The sequence below is a fragment of the Pseudomonas sp. C 49-2 genome, from assembly GCF_003970195.1.
In the GTDB taxonomy this organism is placed as follows: Bacteria; Pseudomonadota; Gammaproteobacteria; order Pseudomonadales; family Pseudomonadaceae; genus Aquipseudomonas; species Aquipseudomonas canadensis.
On the sequence record NZ_RXYG01000011.1, the window covers coordinates 21,048 to 42,248 of the forward strand.

19 protein-coding genes and 1 pseudogene are annotated in these 21,201 nt (G+C 59.5%); 7 read left to right on the top strand and 13 right to left on the bottom strand.

Going from position 1 to position 21,201, the window contains the following annotated elements; translation table 11 throughout:
• Position 1 precedes the first annotated feature (1 nt).
• The 4 genes from EJ576_RS21225 to fabB all read left to right on the top strand — a co-directional run bounded on the left by EJ576_RS21225 (position 2) and on the right by fabB (position 4,826).
• Entirely contained in the window at positions 2-931 is a 930-nt protein-coding gene (locus EJ576_RS21225; RefSeq protein ID WP_122725288.1) for an ABC transporter substrate-binding protein, read from the top strand.
• Positions 928-2,829, top strand: a complete 1,902-nt coding sequence (locus EJ576_RS21230; protein ID WP_123477016.1) for an ATP-binding protein — start codon at positions 928-930, stop codon at positions 2,827-2,829. Before EJ576_RS21225 ends, EJ576_RS21230 begins: the two co-directional genes overlap by 4 nt.
• 249 nt (positions 2,830-3,078) lie before the next feature.
• Positions 3,079-3,594 (top strand): 3-hydroxyacyl-[acyl-carrier-protein] dehydratase FabA, encoded by a 516-nt coding sequence (gene fabA / locus EJ576_RS21235; RefSeq protein ID WP_010211704.1) that lies wholly within the window; start codon positions 3,079-3,081, stop codon positions 3,592-3,594.
• A gap of 11 nt (positions 3,595-3,605) precedes the next feature.
• Positions 3,606-4,826, top strand: coding sequence for a beta-ketoacyl-ACP synthase I (fabB, locus tag EJ576_RS21240; protein WP_016979549.1), 1,221 nt, complete (start codon positions 3,606-3,608; stop codon positions 4,824-4,826).
• A 170-nt stretch (positions 4,827-4,996) separates the two neighbouring features.
• Here fabB and EJ576_RS30295 read toward each other — a convergent pair whose 3' ends face one another.
• From EJ576_RS30295 to EJ576_RS21250, 3 genes and pseudogenes are all read right to left on the bottom strand, one after another.
• Entirely contained in the window at positions 4,997-5,860 is an 864-nt protein-coding gene (locus EJ576_RS30295) for a methyl-accepting chemotaxis protein (RefSeq protein WP_371923951.1), read from the bottom strand.
• A pseudogene (locus EJ576_RS30300) lies at positions 5,852-6,622 on the bottom strand (MCP four helix bundle domain-containing protein); the annotation flags it as partial. The pseudogene EJ576_RS30300 and the gene EJ576_RS30295, both read right to left, overlap by 9 nt.
• 95 nt (positions 6,623-6,717) lie before the next feature.
• Positions 6,718-7,740, bottom strand: a complete 1,023-nt coding sequence (locus tag EJ576_RS21250; protein ID WP_126571015.1) for an amidohydrolase family protein — start codon at positions 7,738-7,740, stop codon at positions 6,718-6,720.
• A gap of 140 nt (positions 7,741-7,880) precedes the next feature.
• Here EJ576_RS21250 and EJ576_RS21255 point away from each other — a divergent pair, with 140 nt between their 5' ends.
• Positions 7,881-8,297 (top strand): OsmC family protein, encoded by a 417-nt coding sequence (locus EJ576_RS21255; protein ID WP_033897639.1) that lies wholly within the window; start codon positions 7,881-7,883, stop codon positions 8,295-8,297.
• Between the two features lie 64 nt (positions 8,298-8,361).
• Positions 8,362-9,228, top strand: a complete 867-nt coding sequence (locus tag EJ576_RS21260) for a pirin family protein (protein WP_122725279.1) — start codon at positions 8,362-8,364, stop codon at positions 9,226-9,228.
• Positions 9,229-9,292: 64 nt separating this feature from the next.
• Here EJ576_RS21260 and EJ576_RS21265 read toward each other — a convergent pair whose 3' ends face one another.
• The 4 genes from EJ576_RS21265 to EJ576_RS21280 form a co-directional block, all read right to left on the bottom strand.
• Positions 9,293-10,015, bottom strand: coding sequence for a dienelactone hydrolase family protein (locus tag EJ576_RS21265; protein ID WP_122725277.1), 723 nt, complete (start codon positions 10,013-10,015; stop codon positions 9,293-9,295).
• 66 nt (positions 10,016-10,081) lie between these two features.
• Positions 10,082-11,986, bottom strand: coding sequence for a molecular chaperone HtpG (gene htpG / locus EJ576_RS21270; RefSeq protein WP_122725505.1), 1,905 nt, complete (start codon positions 11,984-11,986; stop codon positions 10,082-10,084).
• 89 nt (positions 11,987-12,075) lie between these two features.
• Entirely contained in the window at positions 12,076-12,528 is a 453-nt protein-coding gene (locus EJ576_RS21275; protein WP_028615718.1) for a PaaI family thioesterase, read from the bottom strand.
• Positions 12,525-13,001 carry a PaaI family thioesterase gene (locus tag EJ576_RS21280; RefSeq protein WP_028615717.1) on the bottom strand — a complete coding sequence of 159 codons (477 nt, stop codon included), beginning with the start codon at positions 12,999-13,001 and terminating at the stop codon, positions 12,525-12,527. The genes EJ576_RS21275 and EJ576_RS21280 overlap by 4 nt, the downstream gene beginning before the upstream one ends.
• A gap of 156 nt (positions 13,002-13,157) precedes the next feature.
• On the opposite strand from EJ576_RS21280, the gene EJ576_RS21285 reads away from it, so the two are divergent.
• Complete coding sequence (locus EJ576_RS21285) at positions 13,158-13,409, top strand: hypothetical protein (protein ID WP_012723095.1); 252 nt, start codon at positions 13,158-13,160, stop codon at positions 13,407-13,409.
• 91 nt (positions 13,410-13,500) lie between these two features.
• On the opposite strand, the gene EJ576_RS21290 is transcribed toward EJ576_RS21285, so the two are convergent.
• The 6 genes from EJ576_RS21290 to odhB form a co-directional block, all read right to left on the bottom strand.
• Positions 13,501-14,238, bottom strand: a complete 738-nt coding sequence (locus EJ576_RS21290) for a DUF599 domain-containing protein (protein WP_122725269.1) — start codon at positions 14,236-14,238, stop codon at positions 13,501-13,503.
• Positions 14,239-14,446: 208 nt separating this feature from the next.
• Complete coding sequence (gene brnQ, locus EJ576_RS21295) at positions 14,447-15,760, bottom strand: branched-chain amino acid transport system II carrier protein (RefSeq protein WP_123477008.1); 1,314 nt, start codon at positions 15,758-15,760, stop codon at positions 14,447-14,449.
• Positions 15,761-16,178: 418 nt separating this feature from the next.
• The gene (sucD, locus tag EJ576_RS21300) at positions 16,179-17,060 is read right to left on the bottom strand and encodes a succinate--CoA ligase subunit alpha (RefSeq protein ID WP_126571016.1); all 882 of its coding nucleotides are present in this window, start codon (positions 17,058-17,060) and stop codon (positions 16,179-16,181) included.
• Positions 17,060-18,226 carry an ADP-forming succinate--CoA ligase subunit beta gene (gene sucC, locus EJ576_RS21305; protein WP_016979559.1) on the bottom strand — a complete coding sequence of 389 codons (1,167 nt, stop codon included), beginning with the start codon at positions 18,224-18,226 and terminating at the stop codon, positions 17,060-17,062. The genes sucD and sucC overlap by 1 nt, the downstream gene beginning before the upstream one ends.
• A 204-nt stretch (positions 18,227-18,430) precedes the next feature.
• On the bottom strand, positions 18,431-19,867 hold the full coding sequence (gene lpdA / locus EJ576_RS21310) for a dihydrolipoyl dehydrogenase (protein ID WP_122725266.1): 1,437 nt from the start codon (positions 19,865-19,867) through the stop codon (positions 18,431-18,433).
• 106 nt (positions 19,868-19,973) lie between these two features.
• Positions 19,974-21,194: a 2-oxoglutarate dehydrogenase complex dihydrolipoyllysine-residue succinyltransferase gene (gene odhB, locus EJ576_RS21315; protein ID WP_126571017.1), complete on the bottom strand. Its 1,221-nt coding sequence runs from the start codon at positions 21,192-21,194 to the stop codon at positions 19,974-19,976.
• Positions 21,195-21,201: the final 7 nt, after the last annotated feature.

Consider the following 21,201-nt stretch of genomic DNA (forward strand, 5'->3'; position numbering starts at 1 on the left):
CATGGGCGACTCGTCACGGATGACTGGCGTGTTGATCACTCGGCTCTGGCGGCGTGCCGTGCTGCTCGCCTGCCTGCTGTTGGCCGCGCCGGCATGGAGCGCCGATATCCTGCTGACCGCCGCTGAAGACGGTGCCGGTGTGCAAGCCTTTGCCCAGGCCCTGGCACAGCAACGCCCCGAAGACCGTGTCACCTTTACGGCCCTCAAAGACTTGCCGGCACCCGGCCGCCTGCCGGCAACCACCCGCTTGATCCTGCTTGACCTGCCCGGCCTCGACTGGCGCCTGCAAGAGCCTCAGGGCCCACCGACCCTGGTGCTGCGCATCAGCCGCCTGCAAGCCCATCAGCGCCTGGGCAGCATGCCGCACCCACGCATTAGCCTGCTGTGGAGCGACCCGCCGCTGGATCGCCAATTGCGCCTGATCGCGGGCATCCTGCCGCAGGCGCGGCGTATCGGCGTGCTTTATGGCGCCGACAGCGAATTCCTGCTGCCCGAGCTGAAACAGCACTCCACCTCGCTAGGCCTGGAGATCGTGCCCCAGCTCTGGGACAACATTAATGACAGTCGACCGCTCCAAAACCTGTTCCGCAACAGTGACGTGCTGCTCGGCCTCGACGACCCGCAGTTGTACAACCCGAAAACCGCGAAGAACCTGTTGCTGAGCAGTTACGCCCAGCAATTGCCGCTGATAGGCCCGAACGCGGGCTTCGTACGGGCCGGCAGCCTGGCCAGCACCTACAGCGACCAGGCTGACTGGCTGGCCGTGCTTGACCGTCTGCTCGACCATTCGCCGGCCAACTGGCCGCGCTCCCTGTACCCGGATCGCTTCAAAGTCGTGGGCAACCCGCAAGTCGCGCGCTCACTGGGGATCGAACAGGTGGACGAAGCCAGCGTCGCCACCCGATTGGCCGAAGGAGAAAAACGCCCATGACCTTGCGTCGTCGTTGGGACATCAACACCCGTACCCAGCTCATCACCCTGGGCCCGGCGCTGTTGCTGACGTTGCTGTTGATCAGCTTCTTCACCTTCGTGCGTATCCAGGATTTGCGCCAGGAACTGGACCACACCGGCCAACTGATCGCCAACCAACTGGCGCCGGCCACCGAATACGGGGTGATTTCCGGCAACAATGACGTGCTCGACAGCCTGTTGCGCGCGACGTTGGCCACGCCGCACGTGCGCTTCCTGGAGATCCAGGACAGCAGCGAGAATATCCTGGTGTATGTCGAGCAACCGTCGGAGAAGCACGACCGCTCACTGTCGGTGAAAGTGTTCCAGGCACCGATTCGTCTGCAACACATTCAACTGGGTAACGATTTCTTCCAGGACAACCTCAACGAATCCAAGGCACCGCGCGCGGATTACCTGGGCCGGGTGATCGTCGGCATGTCCAACGACGCGTTCAGCCAGCGCCAGCAGGAGATCCTGTTCAAGGCCGGCATCCTCGCGCTGTTTGCCCTGCTGTTTACCTTCCTGCTCGCGCGGCGCCTGGCCGCCAGCCTGTCCCAGCCGATCAGCGCCATGGGCCACGCGGTGAAGGCGATCCAGCAAGGTGACTACCAGACGCCGCTGCCGATTGTGGATGACTCGGAGCTGGGCGACCTGTCGCGGCATATCAACAACCTTGCCGAAGGCCTCAACCAGGCCAGTCGCGAACAACAGCAGGCCATGGCCCAGTTGATCCAGACCCGCGAAGAAGCTGAGCGCGCCAACAACGCCAAGTCGGATTTCCTGGCGATGATGAGCCATGAACTGCGCACGCCCATGAATGGCGTGCTGGGCATGTTGCAGTTGCTGGAAACTACTGAGATGACCGAGGAGCAGACCGAATACGCGGCACTGGCTTCGGAGTCCACCGAGCATTTGCTCAAGGTGATCAACGATATCCTCGACTTCTCGCGGATCGAACGCGCCGCCCTGGAACTGGAGCATATTCCGTTCAACCTGGCGGACCTGATCAACAGTTGCGCGCAGGCCTTCCAGCACAGCGCCCAGCAACGTGGGCTGGCGCTGAAACTGGCGATCCCGCTGGGGATGGACGCGTTGCAGGTGCAGGGTGACCCGACGCGGATCCGCCAGATCCTGGTGAACCTGATCGGCAACGCCTTGAAGTTCACCGAGCACGGCAGCGTCAGTGTCGAGCCCCACTGGCAGACCCTCGACCATGAACTGGTGTGGTTCACGTGCACCGTGCGTGACAGCGGCATAGGCATTTCCGCCGAACGCTTGGAGGCGATGTTCGACGCGTTCCAGCAGGCTGACAGTTCCATTTCAAGACGTTACGGCGGCACCGGCCTGGGCCTGCCCATCGCCCGCACCCTGGCCGAACGCATGGGCGGCACCCTGCGTGCCCAGAGCGAAGAAGGCCGCGGCTCGGTGTTTACCCTGGAAATTCCCCTGGCCATCGACCAGCACAGCGTGCCGGCGATTGCCAGCGACGCCGACGGCAAAGCCGGCGCGGGTGATGGTCGTCATGTGCTGCTGGTGGAAGACAACCCGGTCAACCGCACGGTGGTTGAGGCCATGCTGCGCAGCCTGGGCTTCGAAGTGAGCCTGGCCACCGACGGCGCCGAAGCGATCCGCAGCGCCGAGAGCCTGATTTTCACCGCAATCCTGATGGATTGTCGGCTGCCGGTCATCGACGGCTATGAAGCCACCCGGCAAATCCGTCAGTTACCGGGCTGTGCCGATCTGCCGATCATCGCCCTGACCGCCAACGCTTTACAGGGCGACCGTGAAGCCTGCCTGGCAGCGGGAATGAACGATTACCTGGCCAAGCCGTTCAAACGCACGGATTTGCAGCAAATCCTGCAGCGTTGGGTGCAATAGCGCCGCGCCATCAGCCAACTCCGACTGGCGTGAAAGGCGAAAGTGCGGCAGTCTTAGGCACCCGAACGGGCCCATAAACAGGCCCGGTTTAAAATTTCAGTGAACAAGTGTACATTCAGTGCCTTGCCGCTGTGACTTTCACTACAACGCAATAGTCTATGTGTAGGCTGCCGACATGAGGCATGAACGCTTCATTCGGTTCGGGAAGATTTACCCTACCCTGCCGCATGGGATTATTGAGGAGCTCGCATGACCAAACAAAACGCCTTTACTCGGGAAGACCTGCTGCGCTGCAGTCGCGGTGAGCTGTTCGGCCCAGGTAACGCGCAACTGCCCGCCCCGAACATGCTGATGGTGGATCGCATCACCCATATCAGCGAAGAGGGTGGCAAGTACGGCAAAGGTGAATTGGTCGCCGAGCTGGATATCACCCCGGACCTGTGGTTCTTTGCCTGCCATTTCGAAGGCGACCCTGTGATGCCAGGCTGCCTGGGCCTTGACGCCATGTGGCAGCTGGTCGGTTTCTTCCTCGGCTGGCAAGGCCTGCCGGGCCGCGGTCGTGCCCTGGGTTCGGGCGAAGTGAAGTTCTTTGGCCAGGTCCTGCCGACCGCCAAGAAAGTCACCTACAACATTCAAATCAAGCGCGTCCTCAAGGGCAAGCTGAACCTGGCCATCGCCGATGGTTCGGTGAGCGTCGACGGTCGCGAGATCTATACTGCCGAAGGCCTTCGGGTCGGCGTATTCACATCCACTGACAACTTTTAAGGGTTATCCGCATGCGCCGCGTCGTTATCACTGGTCTGGGCATTGTTTCTTGCCTGGGCAATGACAAAGAGACCGTCACCGCTAACCTGCGTGCAAGTCGCCCTGGCATCCGCTTCAACCCGGAATATGCCGAAATGGGTCTGCGTAGCCAGGTTTCCGGCTCCATCGACCTGCCCCTCGAAGAGCTGATCGATCGCAAGATCTATCGCTTCGTCGGCCACGCTGCCGCCTACGCCTACCTGGCGATGAAAGACGCAATCGCCGACTCCGGCCTGAGCGAAGACCAGGTCTCGAACGTACGCACCGGCCTGATCGCCGGCTCCGGCGGCGCATCGACCCTGAACCAGATGGAAGCGCTGGACATCCTGCGCGAAAAAGGCGTGAAGCGTGTCGGCCCGTACCGTGTCACGCGGACCATGGGCAGCACTGTGTCGGCCTGCCTGGCCACGCCTTTCCAGATCAAGGGCGTGAACTACTCGATTTCCTCCGCCTGCGCCACCAGTGCACACTGCATCGGTACTGCGGTTGAGCAGATCCAGTTGGGCAAGCAGGACATCGTGTTCGCCGGCGGCGGTGAAGAAGAACATTGGAGCCAATCGTTCCTGTTCGACGCCATGGGCGCACTGTCCACCCAGTACAACGAAACCCCGGAAAAGGCCTCCCGCGCCTACGACGCCAAGCGTGACGGTTTCGTCATCGCCGGCGGTGGCGGCATGGTGGTGGTCGAGGAGCTGGAACACGCTCTGGCCCGTGGTGCCAAGATCTACGCGGAAATCGTCGGCTACGGCGCCACTTCCGACGGCTACGACATGGTTGCCCCAAGCGGTGAAGGCGCCATCCGTTGCATGCAGATGGCCATGTCCACTGTAGATACCCCAATCGACTACCTGAACACCCACGGCACCTCGACTCCGGTCGGCGACGCCAAGGAAATGGAAGGCGTGCGTGCGGTATTCGGCGACAAGGCTCCGGCCATCAGCTCTACCAAGAGCCTGTCCGGTCACTCCTTGGGCGCCGCTGGCGTTCACGAAGCGATCTACTGCCTGCTGATGATGGAAGGCAACTTCATGGCCGGTTCGGCGAACATCGACGAGATTGATCCGGTGGTGGCTGACATGCCGATCCTGACCAAGACCGTTGAGAATGCAAAAATCGACACCGTGATGAGCAACAGCTTCGGCTTTGGTGGCACTAACGCTACCCTGGTGCTGAAACGCTGGCAGGGTCAGTAAGACCTGTAGCTTGATTGCATGAAAAAGCCCCGACTGGTTCGGGGCTTTTTTGTGGGTAATGGATTTGAGACCGAGTCGGCTTCATCGCAGGCAAGCCAGCTCCCACATTTGAAACGCATTCCCCTGTGGGAGCTGGCTTGCCTGCGATAGCGCCAACTCGGTACCCGGCCCTACACCGAAAATCGCGCCACCATCGTGTTCAGGTCCACCGCCAAGCGCGACAACTCCTGGCTCGCCGCACTGGTCTGATTCGCCCCGGTCGATGTCTGATGCGCCAGGTCGCGGATGTTGATCAAGTTGCGATCCACCTCCCGCGCCACCGCCGCCTGTTGCTCGGATGCGCTGGCGATCACCAGGTTGCGTTCATTGATCAAGGTGAACGCCGAGGCGATTTCCTCCAATGCCGTGCCCGCCGACTTGGCGATATCCAAGGTCGAGCGTGCTCGCGTATTGCTCTGCTGCATCGAGCTGACCGCCTGATCGGTGCCTTGCTGGATCCCGCTGATCATCTGCTCGATTTCCTGGGTCGACTGCTGGGTGCGATGAGCCAAAGCCCGCACTTCGTCGGCTACTACCGCGAACCCACGCCCAGCATCCCCGGCGCGCGCCGCTTCAATCGCCGCGTTCAACGCCAGCAAGTTGGTCTGCTCGGCAATCGAGCGGATTACGTCCAGCACCTTGCTGATGCCATAAACCTTCTGCGCCAGGTCCTCGACCTGCGTCACGTTGTCGGTCACGTCAGTGGCCAGCGCCTCGATCGACACCACAGTCTGATGCACTTGCTCGCGCCCATGCTGGGCAATGCGGTCGGACTCGCGGGACGCCTGGGACGTGGCCACTGCGTTGCTTGCCACCTCCTCCACGGCTGCCGTCATCTGGTTCACCGCCGTGGCGGCCTGCTCGATTTCCTGATTCTGCTGGTGCAAACCACGGGTGGCGTCTTCAGTCACGCAGCTAAGCTCCTCCGAGGCGGACGCCAACTGGTTCGACGACTCGGAGATACGCCGGATGGTATCGCGCAGGTTCTCCTGCATACCCTTGAGCGCCTGCTGCAGGCGCGCCGGCTCATCATTGCCACTCACATGGATCTCGCCGGTCAGATCGCCACTGGCCACGCCCTGGGCGACTTTCAGAGACTGGGCCAGGGGCAACACGATGCTGCGTGTCAGCCACACTGCCAGGCCGATGGTAATCAGCGCCGTAAGCACGATCATGCCGACCACCCAGCTGCGCGACTGGCTGAACACGCTTTGCGCCAAGCTTGCAGCTTGATTGGCATTGGCTTTGTTGAGGTTGACCAGTTCGTGCAGGGTCGTGGCCATTTCATCGGCGATCTGGTTCATCTCGCCATTGACCACACTGATCGCGTTTTCCAGCTGGTTGGCCTTCGAAAACCCCATGACCTGCTCCTGGCGTTGCAGGTATTGCTGCTCCTGGGCCTTGAAGCGATCAAACAGCGTGCGTTCCTCGGGCAGCACAATCAGCGCCTCGTAGAGGGTCTGCGCATGATGCAGGCCGCTTTTCAGCTCGCCCAGTTTCTGTTCGTTCTGCGCCAGCGCCTGGGAATCGCGGTTGACCAGCAGGCGCAAGGTCAGCGCCCGAACACGCAGCAAGTCCTGACTCATCTGCCCCACCGCCATCACGCTGGGCAGCCAGTTATTCTCCACCTGGTCCGATTGCTGGCGCATATTGGCCATCTGCAACAGGGCAAAGCCGCCCAGGGCAAATACCATCAACGCCAATAGGCCAAACCCCAAGCCCGCGCGCGGGGCGATATTCAGACTTCTGATACTCATGCCTTGGCTCCTTCCAATTGCGCTGCATCCATTTGCAGCTGGCTCTTGAAAGGTATCGGCCTATTGCTCGTTTTGCGTAAGACGAAAACGCGATATCAACGTGCCACACCATCGCGGGGCGCTTTAGGCAGGATCGCCAAAAAGTTGTCCCGTGCGACTTTGCGAGCGACGTCCTCCGGCAGGGCATCCAGGAACGGGTCGAAGCGGCGCATTTCCTTACCGAGCTTGTTGAACCGCCCTACAACGTCCGAGCCCAGCATAAACCGCTCCGGGAACCGCTCCACCAGCTTGACCCACTCCGGGCGCGGCTGCCCTGCGTCATCCAGCAAATACGGCGTGAGCATGCTCCAGGACAGGTCGATGTACAGGTTGGGGTAAGCCTCCAGCAGGCGGCTCAGGGTCGGCAGCAAAAAGTCCATCTGCACCTGATGGCGGTGGATTTCCTTGCTGGTGCCGGCGTGGGCCCAGATAAAGCGGGTGTGCGGATGGTTGCGCAGCGGCTCTTCCACTTCAGCCAGGTACAGCGGATTGCGCTCGCGCTTGGAGGTGATGTTGGAGTGCAGCATCACCGGCAGGTCGTTTTCTGCCGCCAGGTGATAGATGCGGGTCATGGCTTCGTTATTGGCACGCGGGGTGTCGCCTGCGGTGATGGCCGTGAGGTCGTCATGACGCGTGAAGACTTCGCCGATGCCCTGCCAGAGCCCCGGATTGAGGTCGAACATGCGCTGGATATGGGCGGCGGAGTTCTTGTCGTTGGGATTGAAGCCGGACAGGAACGGATGAAAATACTGGCGTTGCTCTGGGCTCAGTTTATTGACCGCTGCGGCCACAATCACATCGGTGGCGCTGTACCAGTAGGCATCGGCATCATCACCAGCGTAGTAACGCGGCCGCTTGGGTTCGTCTTCGTGCCATTTCTTGGCGACCGGGATACCGGAAATCATCACATGCTCGATGCGGCTGTCGGCCATGGCCTTGAGCAGCTTGTCCATGCCCGCGGTTTCCTGGAAGAAATCCACGTAATGCAGGTGCGCGTCGCTGTAGGCATAGTCGCGGGCCTGCGCAGCAAGGCTGCTGGCGGTGAGCAACAGGGCAAGCGTCAGGCGGGTCAAGGGCACGATAAAACCTCGATAAGGGCTGATACGGGTAGACCTTGCTCACGCTGCCAGGGTTCATCCGGCAAAAAACGCGGAACACCGAAGTGCCAGCATGCTCTATAACTGCATGACCTTCATCCTGCCACCTTGTGAGGTTTACCATGCCTGTTACCGTGAATACCCTGAACCAGGACAACTTCCGTCATAGCGTCAATATCAATAACCATGAGTTGTTTACCGACCTGCCCAAAAGCCTGGGCGGCGACGATTCGGCGCCCTCCCCCCATGACTACTTCGATGCCGCGCTGGCGTCGTGCAAAGCGCTGACGGTCAAGCTCTACGCGCAGAAGAAAGACATCCCGCTGACCGGCGTGACTGTGGAAGTCACCCACGACGCCACCGAAGAGCAAAAGGGCAAATACAAGCTCAACGTCAAGCTGACGCTCAAGGGCGTGCTCACCGACGAGCAACGCGACGAACTGCACCGTGTGGCAGATCGCTGCCCGGTGCACAAGCTGATGACCACCGCTGAAGTCACCATCGAGACAAAGCTGTCGGAAGGCGCCTTCAGCCAATAGCGGCAACATCCTACCGAGCGGGTTATGCTCAGCAGCATCTAACCCGCTCAGACTGGGACGCACCATGACCACCCTCACCGTGATCCGCCCTCGCCCCGAAGATGTCGAAGGCCAACCGATCCTGCGCCCGCTGCCGTCGCGGGAATGCCGCAGCGTCGGGCCTTTTGTGTTCTTCGACCATATGCTGCTCACTCGTTATGCACCGGGCGATGGCATGAATATCCGCCAGCATCCGCATATCGGGCTGTCGACCCTCACCTATTTGTTTGAAGGTGCGCTGCAGCACAAGGACAGCCTGGGTTCGGATCAGGTGGTGCAGGCCGGTGATGTGAGCTGGATGACGGCCGGCAGCGCGATTGCCCATGTCGAACGCACCCCTGAGCCGCTCAAGGCCAGCGGTTTTAGCCTGCATGGGTTGCAAGTGTGGCTGGCCTCACCCAAGGACCACGAGACAGGGCCGGGACATTACAGCCATCACCCGGCAGCCAGCCTGCCGGTGAGTGACAATCTGGGCGTGCAGATCCGCTTGATCGCGGGCAATGGGTTTTGCCTCAAGTCGCCGGTGCCGGTACTGTCGCCCACCCTGTACGCCGAGGTACAGATGCAGACGGCCACGACGCTGCTGATTCCGGATGAGCATGAGGAACGTGCGGTGTATGTGCTGGAGGGTGAAGCGCAGTTGGACGGTGAGGCGCTTGAGGTACACAGCCTGGTGGTCTTGCCCGCCGGACAGGAGATGACGCTGTTCGCCGAGAGCGATTGCCACTTGGTGGTATTTGGCGGCGCACCGCTGGATGGGCCGCGGCGGATCAACTGGAATTTTGTCGCGAGTGATCCAGCGGTAATTGAACAAGCCAGGCAACGCTGGGCGGCTGGGGATTGGCCGACGGTGCCGGGTGAGTCTGAAAGAATTGAGTTGCCGGTGAGGTAGCTATCGCCAGCAAGCCGGCTCCTACAGGGATTGTGTAGGGGCTGGCTTGCCAGCGATGAGGCCATCAGCCCTTGAACACTTCATCCAGCAAGTTATGCATCGACTGGAACGCCCGCGCAGAGGTCTTCGCGTCATACATCATCTTGCCCGGCACATTCGCATGCGGGTCGGTGAACGAATGCACCGCGCCGCCGTAGCTCAGCAGTTGCCAATCCACACCGGCCGCGTTCATTTCATCTTCGAAGGCAGGCAGTTGCGCTTTCGGCACCAGTGGGTCGGACGCGCCATGCAGCACCAGCACTGAACCCTTGATGTGCTGGGCACCGGCCGGGTTCTGGGTGTCGATGGTGCCGTGGAACGAAACGGCCGCCTTCAAGGATGCACCGGTCCGCGCCAGTTCCAGCGAGCAGAAGCCGCCGAAGCAAAAGCCGAAGGTCGCCAATTTCGAGGTATCCACCTCAGCCTGGCCCTGTAATTGCTCAAACGCTGCTTGCATGAGCTTGAGCAGCTTCGGGTTGTCATTCTTCAATGGCATCATCGCCGCACCGGCTTCATCGCCATTCGACGGACGCACGGTCTGTCCGTACAAATCGGCAATCAGCACCACATAGCCCTTGCTGGCCACGCTCTTGGCGATCTCTTCGGCACCCGCACTCACTCCCATCCAGTTCGGCGCCATCAGCAGGCCCGGCAGCGGGCCCTTGTGGCTGGCATCGAACGCGAGACGGCTTTCGTAAGACTGGCCATCAATCTGATAGACCACGGAACGTACTGTGACTTGGCTCATCATTTACTCCAGTTGAGGTGCACTAGAACGAAAAAACCCGCCGAAGCGGGTTTTTCTACGTCAGGGTCAAACCGACAGTTCAACCAACAGCTTGTTCAGGCGGCGCACATAGGCGGCCGGGTCTTTCAAGCTGTCGCCAGCGGCCAGGGCCGCTTGGTCGAAGAGGATGTGCGACAGGTCGCCAAACCGCTCTTCGCTTTGCTCGCCGTCGAGTTTCTCGATCAGCGGGTGAGCCGGGTTGAATTCGAAGATCGGCTTGGAATCCGGCACCTTCTGGCCGCTGGCTTCGAGGATCTGGCGCATTTGCATGCCCAAGTCCGCTTCGCCGATGGCCAGGATCGCCGGGGAGTCGGTCAGACGGTGGGAAACCCGCACTTCGCTGACAGCCTCGCCCAGGGACGCCTTGATCCGTTCAACCAGACCCTCTTTGGCCTTGGCGACTTCTTCGGCTTCTTTCTTCTCTTCTTCGGAATCCAGGTTACCCAGGTCCAGGTCACCACGGGCCACGTCGACGAAGGATTTGCCGTCGAACTCGTTGAGGTAGCTCATCAGCCATTCATCGATACGGTCGGTCAGCAGCAGCACTTCGATGCCTTTCTTGCGGAAGACTTCCAGGTGCGGACTGTTTTTGACCTGAGCGTAGGTTTCGCCGGTCAGGTAGTAGATCTTGTCCTGACCTTCCTTGGCACGTGCCAGGTATTCGGCCAGGGACACCACTTGCTCGCCGCCTTCTTCGTGAGTCGAAGCAAAACGCAGCAAACCAGCGATTTTTTCTTTGTTGGCAAAATCTTCCGCCGGGCCTTCTTTCATGACCTGGCCGAAGTTTTTCCAGAAGCCTTTGTATTGCTCTGGCTCGTTCTTCGCCAGTTTTTCCAGCATGTCGAGTACACGCTTGGTCAGCGCCGACTTCATGGAGTCGATGATCGGGTCTTTCTGCAGGATTTCCCGCGACACGTTCAGAGACAAATCGTTGGAGTCGACCACACCTTTGATGAAGCGCAGGTACAACGGCAGGAAGGATTCCGCCTGATCCATCACGAACACGCGCTGTACGTACAGCTTCAGGCCTTTCGGCGCTTCACGCTGGTACAGGTCGAACGGGGCACGGGCCGGTACGTAGAGCAGCGAGCTGTATTCCAACTTGCCTTCGACCTTGTTGTGGCTCCAGCTCAGCGGGTTTTCGTAGTCGTGACCGATGTGCTTGTAGAACTCCTGGTATTCCTCGTCCTTGATCTCGGTACGCGGACGGGTCCACAGCGCGCTGGCGCGGTTGACCACTTCCCATTCCTGGGCAGGCGCCTCTTCGCCTTCGGCAGCCGCCTGTTCTTTCGGCAGCTCGATCGGCAAGGCGATATGGTCGGAGTACTTCTTGACGATGTTGCGCAGGCGCCAGCCATCGGCGAATTCGTCTTCACCGTCTTTGAGGTGCAGAACGATACGGGTGCCACGGTCGGCCTTATCGATGGTGGCGATTTCGAATTCGCCCTCACCTTTGGACGACCAATGCACGCCTTCGCTGGCGTCGAGGCCGGCACGGCGGCTGAACACTTCCACTTGGTCGGCGACGATGAAGGCCGAGTAGAAGCCCACGCCGAACTGGCCGATCAGGTGCGAGTCTTTCTTCTGGTCGCCCGACAGGTTTTTCATGAAATCAGCGGTACCGGATTTGGCGATCGTGCCCAAATGGGTAATCGCGTCTTCGCGGCTCATGCCAATGCCGTTGTCTTCGAGGGTGACGGTCTTGGCGTCCTTGTCGAAGCTCACACGGATTTTCAGTTCGGCGCCACCTTCCAGCAACTCAGGCTTGGACAGGGCTTCGAAACGTAATTTGTCGACAGCGTCAGAGGCGTTCGAGATCAATTCGCGAAGGAAAATTTCCTTGTTGGAATACAGCGAATGGATCATGAGGTGCAGCAGTTGCTTCACCTCGGTCTGGAAGCCCAGGGTTTCCTTTTGAGTTTCCACACTCATGGTCATCAAACTCCAATTGGATGGCAGTGGCCGCGCCCTTGAGGGTTGGCGGCGGGTTGTCATCAAAGTTGGGGGCTAAGACCAGGATTTCAAGGGCGGCTCTGTTCCTCGATCTTGAAATGCGCGCGGGCGGTGGCGATAGGTTCTGCGGCCGTGCTCTGCCAGGCGGTGATAGCCACGTTCGCCACCCGTCGACCCTGGCGCCACACCTGGCATTTGGCATAGGTGTCGCGAAACTGCCCGGCGCGCAGGTAATCCAGGGAAAAGTCGATGATTTTCGGGATGCCCGGCGCGCCCGTGAACACCAGCAGGTACAGCGCCGCCGACAGCTCCATGAAGCCCGCAATAACGCCGCCGTGCAGCGCCGGCAATATGGGGTTACCAATATTGTCCTTGTTGGCCGGCAGGCGGAACAGCAATTCATCCCCCAGTCGCGTGCATTCAATGCCGATGAGCTTGGCGTAAGGAATGAGGTTGAGCAGCGCCTCGTAATCACCGCGCTCATGGGCCTGTTCCAGGCGGGTCTTGAATCGGTGCGTCATGCCTGTTCTCCCTTTATCGCGCTGCCCAATCCTTGTGTGCCCCTGAGGCGTTTGCCCATGCGCATGAACGTGCCCACCACATGGGCGATGGGTTGCTGGGGGTCATCCTGGAAGGCAAAGCCGCGGGTGAAGATGACGTCGGTGGTCACCCGGTAGCATTGGGCGAAGCCATACACGGGTTTGTGGGGCGCAGCGGGATGCATGTAGTCAACGCGCAAGTCGAGGGTCGGGCACACTTCGAATTCCGGCAGCACACACAGGGTGGCCATGCCGCAGGCGGTGTCCATCAGAGAAGTCAGCGCGCCGCCATGGATCACCCCCGACTGGGGATCACCCACTAAATGCGTGGCGTAGGGCATGATCAAGGTGATGCCCTCCTCGCTGGCCTGATGAGCGGTAATGCCCAGCACCTGACAATGGCGCAAGGCCGAAACAAAGCGCGTCGCGCGCTCTAACAGGGGATTTTCGGTCATTCGTTCCAGACTCTTATTAGTGTTGATTCGCGGAAGGGGTGGGTGGGCAAAAGTTCCGGTTAGTCAGCGATTTATATATCTATGGAATAAAAGGAACTAATGCCGAACCGCCATGCTCGAAAGGCCAGTAGATATCTTCAATAAGGAGAAACACCCATGCGCAAGACTTTAGCTATTTCCATGATGCTCGCCGCTGCCCTCGGTCTCGCTGCCTGCGACAAGAAATCCGAAGACAAAGCCCAAGACGCCGCCGCGCACTCTGAGCAAGCTCAGAAAGATATGGCGAAGGCTCAGGATAAAGTGAACGACGCGGCGAAAGAAAACGCCGATGCTGCCAAAGCTCAGGCTGAATCGAACGCAGCCGCCGCAAAAGAAGCAGCACCTGCTACCCCAGCCACCGGTTCTTGAGACCGCGGCTTGAAATAGCCTGGCTGCAAAAAGAAAGCCCGCTTAGATAGCGGGCTTTACTTTGTCTGGGTTTTCTATTTCGAGGCCTTAGTTAGCCCACTTCTTTAGCCGGTTCCGGCGGCGGCGCGTCCGTTTGCGTATACACCATCACTTGCAGCACGTCGGAATGAAACTCCCGACGGTACAGCACCAACACCACCCCGCTGCTCATCAACATGAACAACCAGGGGCTGATAAACCACGCCAGCATCGTCATGCCGAAGTAATAAGCACGCAGGCCGAAGTTGAACTGGTTGGCGGCCATGGAAATCACCCGCGCCGCACGCAGGGCAAACGCATTGCGCTCCTGTTCCGACACATGCCGCTCACCGATCATCGGCGCCGAGCCCACCAGCACCGCCGCGAAGTTGTACTGGCGCATGCACCAGCTGAATGTGAAGAACGCGTAGACGAACACCAGCGCCAGGCACAACAACTTGATCTCCGACATGCCCTGGGACGCCTGCTGCACCATGGGGATATCCGCCAGCAACGACACCGCGCGCTCCGAGGCCCCGAGCACGGTGAGAATACCGGCGAGGATGATCAGGGTACTGGAGGCAAAGAACGAAGCGTTGCGCTCGAGGTTGCCGATCACACTGGCGTCGGCGATGCGGTTGTCGCGCAGCAGCATGCGGCGCATCCAGTCTTCGCGATACAGATGCAGCACACTGGCCAGGCAGGCCGTGTCGCGGGCTTTCCAGATGGCATAACGGGTGTAGCCGCCCCAGCACAGGACGAACCAGAGGGCGGCAAGCAGGTGGATTTGATTGGTTTCGATAAACGACATGCGGGTCCTATTAAGCGGCGATTTGGCAAACACGAGCGATCGTAGGAGCTGGCTTGCCGGCGATGGCAGCATATCAATCACGGAATACGTTGGCTGACACACCGCTATCGCTGGCAAGCCAGCTCCTACAGGATCGTGTTCTATAAGCATAAAAAATGCCCCGTATCGATTGATACGAGGCATTTCCTTGTAACGTAAACCCGCTTGTTTAAGCGATGGCTTCGCTACGCTTGCCGAGCATACGATCAACCACAAACGCCACAGCCAGTGTCATCACCGACGGCACCAGCCACGCCAGGCCCTGCTCGCTCAGCGGCAGGTTGGCCAATTGCGCAGGCATCCAATCCGCGAGGCCAGCGCCCTTGAGCGCATCGATGCAACCAAAGATGAACGACACCAGCATCACCGGACCAACGATGCGCCCCTGCTCCAGCCAGAAGTCTTTGCAGAAGCTCAACGCCACCAGCACGATGCACGGCGGGTAGATCGCAGTGAGTACCGGGATCGAGAAGGCAATCAGTTTGGTCAGGCCCAGGTTGGACACGAACAGCGAGAACAGCGCCAGGATCACCACCAGGGCCTTGTAGGACAGCGGCAGGATACGGCTGAAGTACTCGGCGCAGGCGCAGGTCAGGCCTACGGCGGTGACCAGGCATGCCAGGGAGATCAGCACGGCCAGGAAGCCGCTGCCCAGGGAACCGAAGGTGTGTTGCACGTAAGCATGCAGCACTGCTGCGCCGTTGCTCGCGCCGGCGGCGACGGCATGGCTGCCCGAGCCCAGGCGGAACAGGCTGAAGTACACCAGGGCCAGGCCCACGCCGGCAATCAAGCCCGCAATGATGGCGTAACGGGTGATGAGCTTCGGCGATTCGACGCCACGGGAGCGGATGGCATTGACGATCACGATACCAAACACCAGGGCGCCCAGGGTATCCATGGTCAGGTAGCCCTGGATAAAGCCTTGGGAAAACGGTGCGGCCACATATTCCGGGGTAGCGACACCCACTTCACCGGCCGGCAAGGCAAATGCAGCGATACCGAGGATCGCCAAGGCAATGATCTTCAGTGGGGCGAGGAAGCGACCCACGGTATCCAAGAGTCGACCTGGGTACAGGGAAACGAAGAACACCACCAGGAAATACACCGAACTGTAGAGGAACAACGCCAGCGGGCTTTCGCCGGTCAGCGGCGCCAGGCCCACTTCAAAGGACACGGTGGCGGTACGCGGGGTGGCGAACAGCGGCCCTACCGCCAGATACGCCGCCGCCGCCAGCAGGCCACCGGCGATCTTGCCGATCGGGCTGCTCAACGCGTCCATACCGCCGCCGACCTTGGCCAGGGCGATCACAGTGACCACCGGCAGGCCGACGGCCGTGATCAGAAAGCCCAGCGCTGCCATCCAGACGTGAGGTCCGGACTGCAAACCAACGATAGGCGGGAAGATGATGTTGCCGGCGCCCACGAACAGGGCAAACGTCATAAAGCCCAACGCCAGGATATCCTGGCTTTTCAACACTTTCATTTCGGGAAATACCACACTACTGAATCGGAATTTAGAGAGGGATTCCCTATGGATGAGGGAAATACTGCCGGCCCTTATGGGAGCCGACCGGTCTAGCGCGGGGCTTCCTTTTGGGATGCGCACGCATAAAGAGGCGGCTAGGGTACAGAAATTGGCTGACGAACGCACTGTTGCGGGGCGGACTGTCCGATAAGCGACATCTCTATGTCGCGTTTTCATACTTAATCTGGCAATGCAGATAAATGTGGGAGGGGGCTTGCCCCCGATGGCGAAGTGTCAGTCACTGTATTTGTTAACTGACCCACTGCAATCGGGGGCAAGCCCCCTCCCACATTTTGATCTTTATTAAACCTCAGAAAGCACAAAGGCCACCCGAAGGTGGCCTTTGTGTTGGTGAAGCGTCAGCTAAGCGCGAGGCTTACTTGACAGCCCAACCGGTCAGCTCGGACAAAGCCTTGCCGATGTCTGCCAGCGAACGCACGGTTTTAACGCCTGCGTCTTCCAGGGCAGCAAACTTCTCGTCTGCAGTGCCCTTGCCGCCAGAGATGATTGCGCCAGCATGGCCCATGCGCTTGCCAGCAGGGGCAGTCACACCAGCGATGTAGGAAACAACCGGCTTGGTCACGTGTGCCTTGATGTAGGCAGCCGCTTCTTCTTCAGCCGAACCGCCGATCTCACCGATCATTACGATCGCTTCGGTCTTCGGGTCTTCCTGGAACAGTTTCAGGATGTCGATGAAGTTCGAGCCTGGGATCGGGTCACCGCCGATGCCGACGCAAGTCGACTGACCGAAACCGGCGTCAGTGGTCTGCTTCACAGCTTCGTAGGTCAGGGTGCCGGAACGGGAAACGATACCGACTTTGCCTGGCAAGTGAATGTGACCTGGCATGATGCCGATCTTGCATTCGCCTGGAGTGATCACGCCTGGGCAGTTAGGGCCGATCAGGACTACGCCCAGCTCGTCGCACTTAACCTTAGCGTCCAGCATGTCCAGGGTAGGAATGCCTTCGGTGATGCAGACGATCAGCTTGATGCCGCCGAATGCTGCTTCCAGGATCGAGTCCTTGCAGAAAGGAGCTGGAACGTAGATCACGCTGGCGGTGGCGCCAGTGACAGCTACAGCGTCTTTCACGGTGTTGAACACTGGCAGGCCCAGGTGCTCGGTGCCGCCTTTACCAGGTGTTACGCCGCCAACCATCTTGGTGCCGTATTCGATGGCTTGCTGGGTGTGGAAACTACCTTGCGAACCGGTAATACCCTGGCAGATAACTTTGGTGTCTTTATTGATCAGGACGCTCATTATTTGCCCTCCGCAGCTTTGACAACTTGTTGAGCAGCGTCGGTCAGGCTGGTAGCCGCGATGATGTTCAAACCGCTTTCTGCCAGTACTTTAGCGCCCAGTTCAGCGTTGTTACCTTCAAGGCGAACAACAACCGGGATTTTAACGCCAACTTCTTTCACTGCACCGATGATGCCTTCGGCAATCATGTCGCAACGAACGATGCCGCCGAAGATGTTGACCAGTACTGCAGCGACGTTGGAGTCGGACAGAATGATCTTGAAAGCTTCGGTTACGCGTTCTTTGGTAGCACCACCGCCCACGTCGAGGAAGTTGGCTGGTTTGCCGCCATGCAGGTTGACGATGTCCATGGTACCCATGGCCAGGCCAGCACCGTTGACCATGCAGCCGATGTTACCTTCCAGGGCTACGTAGTTCAGTTCGAACTTGGCAGCGTGCGCTTCGCGCGGATCGTCTTGCGACGGATCGTGGAAAGTCTTCAGCTTAGGCTGACGGTACATGGCGTTGGCGTCGATGTTGATCTTGGCGTCCAGGCAGTGCAGATCGCCGTCAGCCTTGATCACCAGCGGGTTCACTTCCAGCAGGGCCAGATCGTGATCCTGGAACAGTTTGGCCAGACCGACGAAGATCTTGGCGAACTGGGCAACTTGCTTGCCTTCCAGGCCCAGCTGGAAAGCCAGCTCGCGACCCTGGAATGGCTGAGCGCCAACCAGTGGATCGATAGTAGCTTTCAGAATTTTTTCTGGGGTTTCTTCGGCGATCTTCTCAATGTCCACGCCACCTTCGGTGGAAGCCATGAACACGATGCGACGGCTCGAACGGTCAACGACAGCGCCCAGGTACAGCTCTTTAGCGATATCAGTGCACGATTCAACCAGGATCTTGGTGACTGGCTGGCCATTGGCATCAGTCTGGTAAGTCACCAGACGCTTGCCCAGCCACTGCTGTGCGAAGGCCTTGGCGTCTTCTTTGCTGCGAACCAGCTTAACGCCGCCCGCTTTACCGCGACCACCGGCGTGGACCTGGGCTTTGACAACCCACTCGCTGCCGCCGATTTTGTCGCAAGCTTCTGCTGCTGCTTCCGGGGTGTCTACTGCGTAGCCCTTGGAAACTGGCAGGCCGTATTCAGCGAACAGCTGCTTACCCTGATACTCGTGAAGATTCATGCTTTTTACCGTCTTCGTTAGGTACTGCGCATTCGGCGCTGCGCTCATTATGAGTGCCGCGCCACCTGTGACTGCTGCTTGCGCAACTTGCGGGGCTCAAGGCCCGTAAAGCTGCGCAAGACTGCGTCCAGCGGATATTCCGCGGTGAGTCTTGCGCGCAAGGCTCACGACGGGCAACTCCGCCGTGGTTTCTTATTATCTCGCTTAGCGCTTCTTCTTGTTGGCAATGTGGATGGCGCCGCCATTCACTGCCAACGCGGCTTCATGCAGCGCTTCGGACAGGGTCGGATGGGAGAAGACCATCATGCCCAGGTCCTCGGCACTGGTGCCGAATTCCATACCGATCGCGCCTTGCTGAACCAGTTCTGCAGCGCTTGGGCCAATCACGTGGACGCCCAATACGCGGTCAGTCTTGGCATCAGCGATGACTTTGACAAAACCACCGGTGTCGTTGGCTGCCATGGCACGGCCAGAAGCGGCGAACGGGAAGGTGCCGACGTTAACTTCAACGCCTTCAGCTTTCAACTGCTGTTCGTTCTTGCCGACCCATGCAATTTCCGGGTGCGTGTAGATAACCGATGGGATCAGGTCGTAGTTCATCTGGGTCTTGTGGCCCTTGATGCGCTCGACAACCATGATGCCTTCTTCGGAAGCCTTGTGCGCCAGCATCATGCCACGCACCACGTCGCCGATGGCGTAGACGCCAGGCACGGTGGTCGCGCAGTGATCGTCAACGTGCACATAACCGCGCTCGTCGAGGGTCACGCCGCTGTCGGAAGCCAACAGGTCGGTGGTCACTGGACGGCGACCCACGGCTACGATCAGCTTGTCAAAAGTGATGGTTTTTTCACCATCCTTGTCGGTGTAGTTGACGACAACTTCTTCACCGTTGACTTTCGAGCCGGTCACGCGAGCGCCCAGCTTGATGTCCAGACCTTGTTTGGTCAGGGTTTTCAGTGCTTCTTTGGACACAGCGGTGTCGGCAGCCAGCAGGAACGTGTCCAGGGCTTCCAGCACGGTGACTTCGGAACCCAGGCGGGACCATACCGAACCCAGCTCCAGGCCGATTACGCCAGCGCCGATCACGCCCAGGCGCTTAGGTACTGCTTGGAATTCCAGGGCGCCAGTCGAATCAACGATCACGTTCTGGTCAACTGGAGCAGGCGGGATGTCGATTGGACGCGAACCTGGGGCCAGGATCACGTTCTCGGCTTCGATGATTTCGGTCGAGCCGTCTGGCTTGGTGATTTCAACTTTCTTGCCAGCCAGCAGCTTGCCGTGGCCTTGCAGGGAAGTCACGCCGTTGGCCTTGAACAAGGTGGCAACGCCGGAAGTCAGGCCTTTAACGATGTTGGCTTTACGGCCGACCATTGCTGGCACGTCCATGGTCACGCCAGCATGGTTGATGCCGTGGATCGCGAAGCCGTCTTGGGCTTCGTGGAATTTCCAGGAGCTGTCCAGCAGCGCCTTGGAAGGAATGCAACCGACGTTCAGGCAAGTACCGCCCAGTGCCAGTTTGCCTTCCTTGTCGGTGTATTTTTCGATGCAAGCAGTCGAGAGGCCCAGTTGTGCGGCCTTGATGGCAGCAACGTAGCCGCCAGGACCTGCACCAATCACTACGACGTCAAATTTCTGTGTCATGAAAATAGATCCTCTATTAGCTTCAAGCTTCAAGCTCGGAGCTTCAAGCTGCAAGCCAAACTGCGTTTACTTGCAGCTTGTAGCCCGCAACTTGAAGCTGCTTCAATCAAATATCCAGAAGAAGACGAGCCGGGTCTTCCAGCAGGTTCTTGATGGTCACCAGGAAAGTCACGGCTTCTTTACCATCGATCAGGCGGTGATCGTACGACAGCGCCAGGTACATCATTGGGCGGATCACGACTTGGCCGTTGATGGCCATCGGACGCTGGATGATGTTGTGCATGCCCAGGATTGCCGCTTGTGGTGGGTTGACGATCGGCGTCGACATCATCGAACCGAAGGTACCACCGTTGGTGATGGTGAAGGTACCGCCGGTCATCTCGTCGATGGTCAGCTTGCCGTCACGGGCTTTCTTGCCGAAGGTGGCGATGCCGCCTTCGATTTCAGCCAGGCTCATCAGTTCGGCGTTACGCAGTACTGGAACCACCAGGCCACGGTCGCTGGACACGGCAACGCCGACGTCGGCGTAGCCATGGTAAACGATGTCGTTGCCGTCGATGGAAGCGTTGACTGCCGGGAAGCGTTTCAGCGCTTCGGTGGCCGCTTTAACGAAGAAGGACATGAAGCCCAGGCGCACGCCGTTGTGGGACTTCTCGAACAGATCCTTGTACTTCGAACGCAGGGCCATGACTTCGGTCATGTCGACTTCGTTGAAGGTGGTCAGCATCGCCATGTTCGACTGGGCTTCAACCAGACGCTTGGCCACGGTGGCACGTACACGAGTCATCGGAACGCGCTTCTCGGTGCGGTCGCCAGCGGCGAACACAGGAGCAGCGGCGGCCGGGGCAGCAGCCTTGGCAGGTGCGGCAGCTGGAGCGTTTTTCTTGGCTTCAACAGCAGCAACCACGTCTTCCTTGGTGATGCGACCGTCTTTGCCGGTGCCTTTGACGGACGCCAGGTTGATGCCGTTCTCTTCAGCCAACTGACGGGCAGCCGGTGCAGCGATCGGGTCTTCAGCGCCAGCAGCCGGAGCGGCGGCAGGAGCAGCGGCGGCTGCCGGTGCAGCAGCAGGAGCAGCGGCAGCAGCGCCGCCCTCTTCGATCGAGCCCAGTACCTGGTTCGACAGAACGGTAGCGCCTTCTTCGGCAACGATTGCGCCCAGCACGCCGTCAGCTTCGGCCAATACTTCCAGCACGACTTTGTCGGTCTCGATGTCAACGATCAGGTCGTCACGCTTTACAGCGTCGCCTGGTTTCTTGTGCCAAGTGGCAACGGTGCCATCGGCAACCGATTCCGGGAATGACGGGGCTTTGATTTCGATAGCCATTATCTGT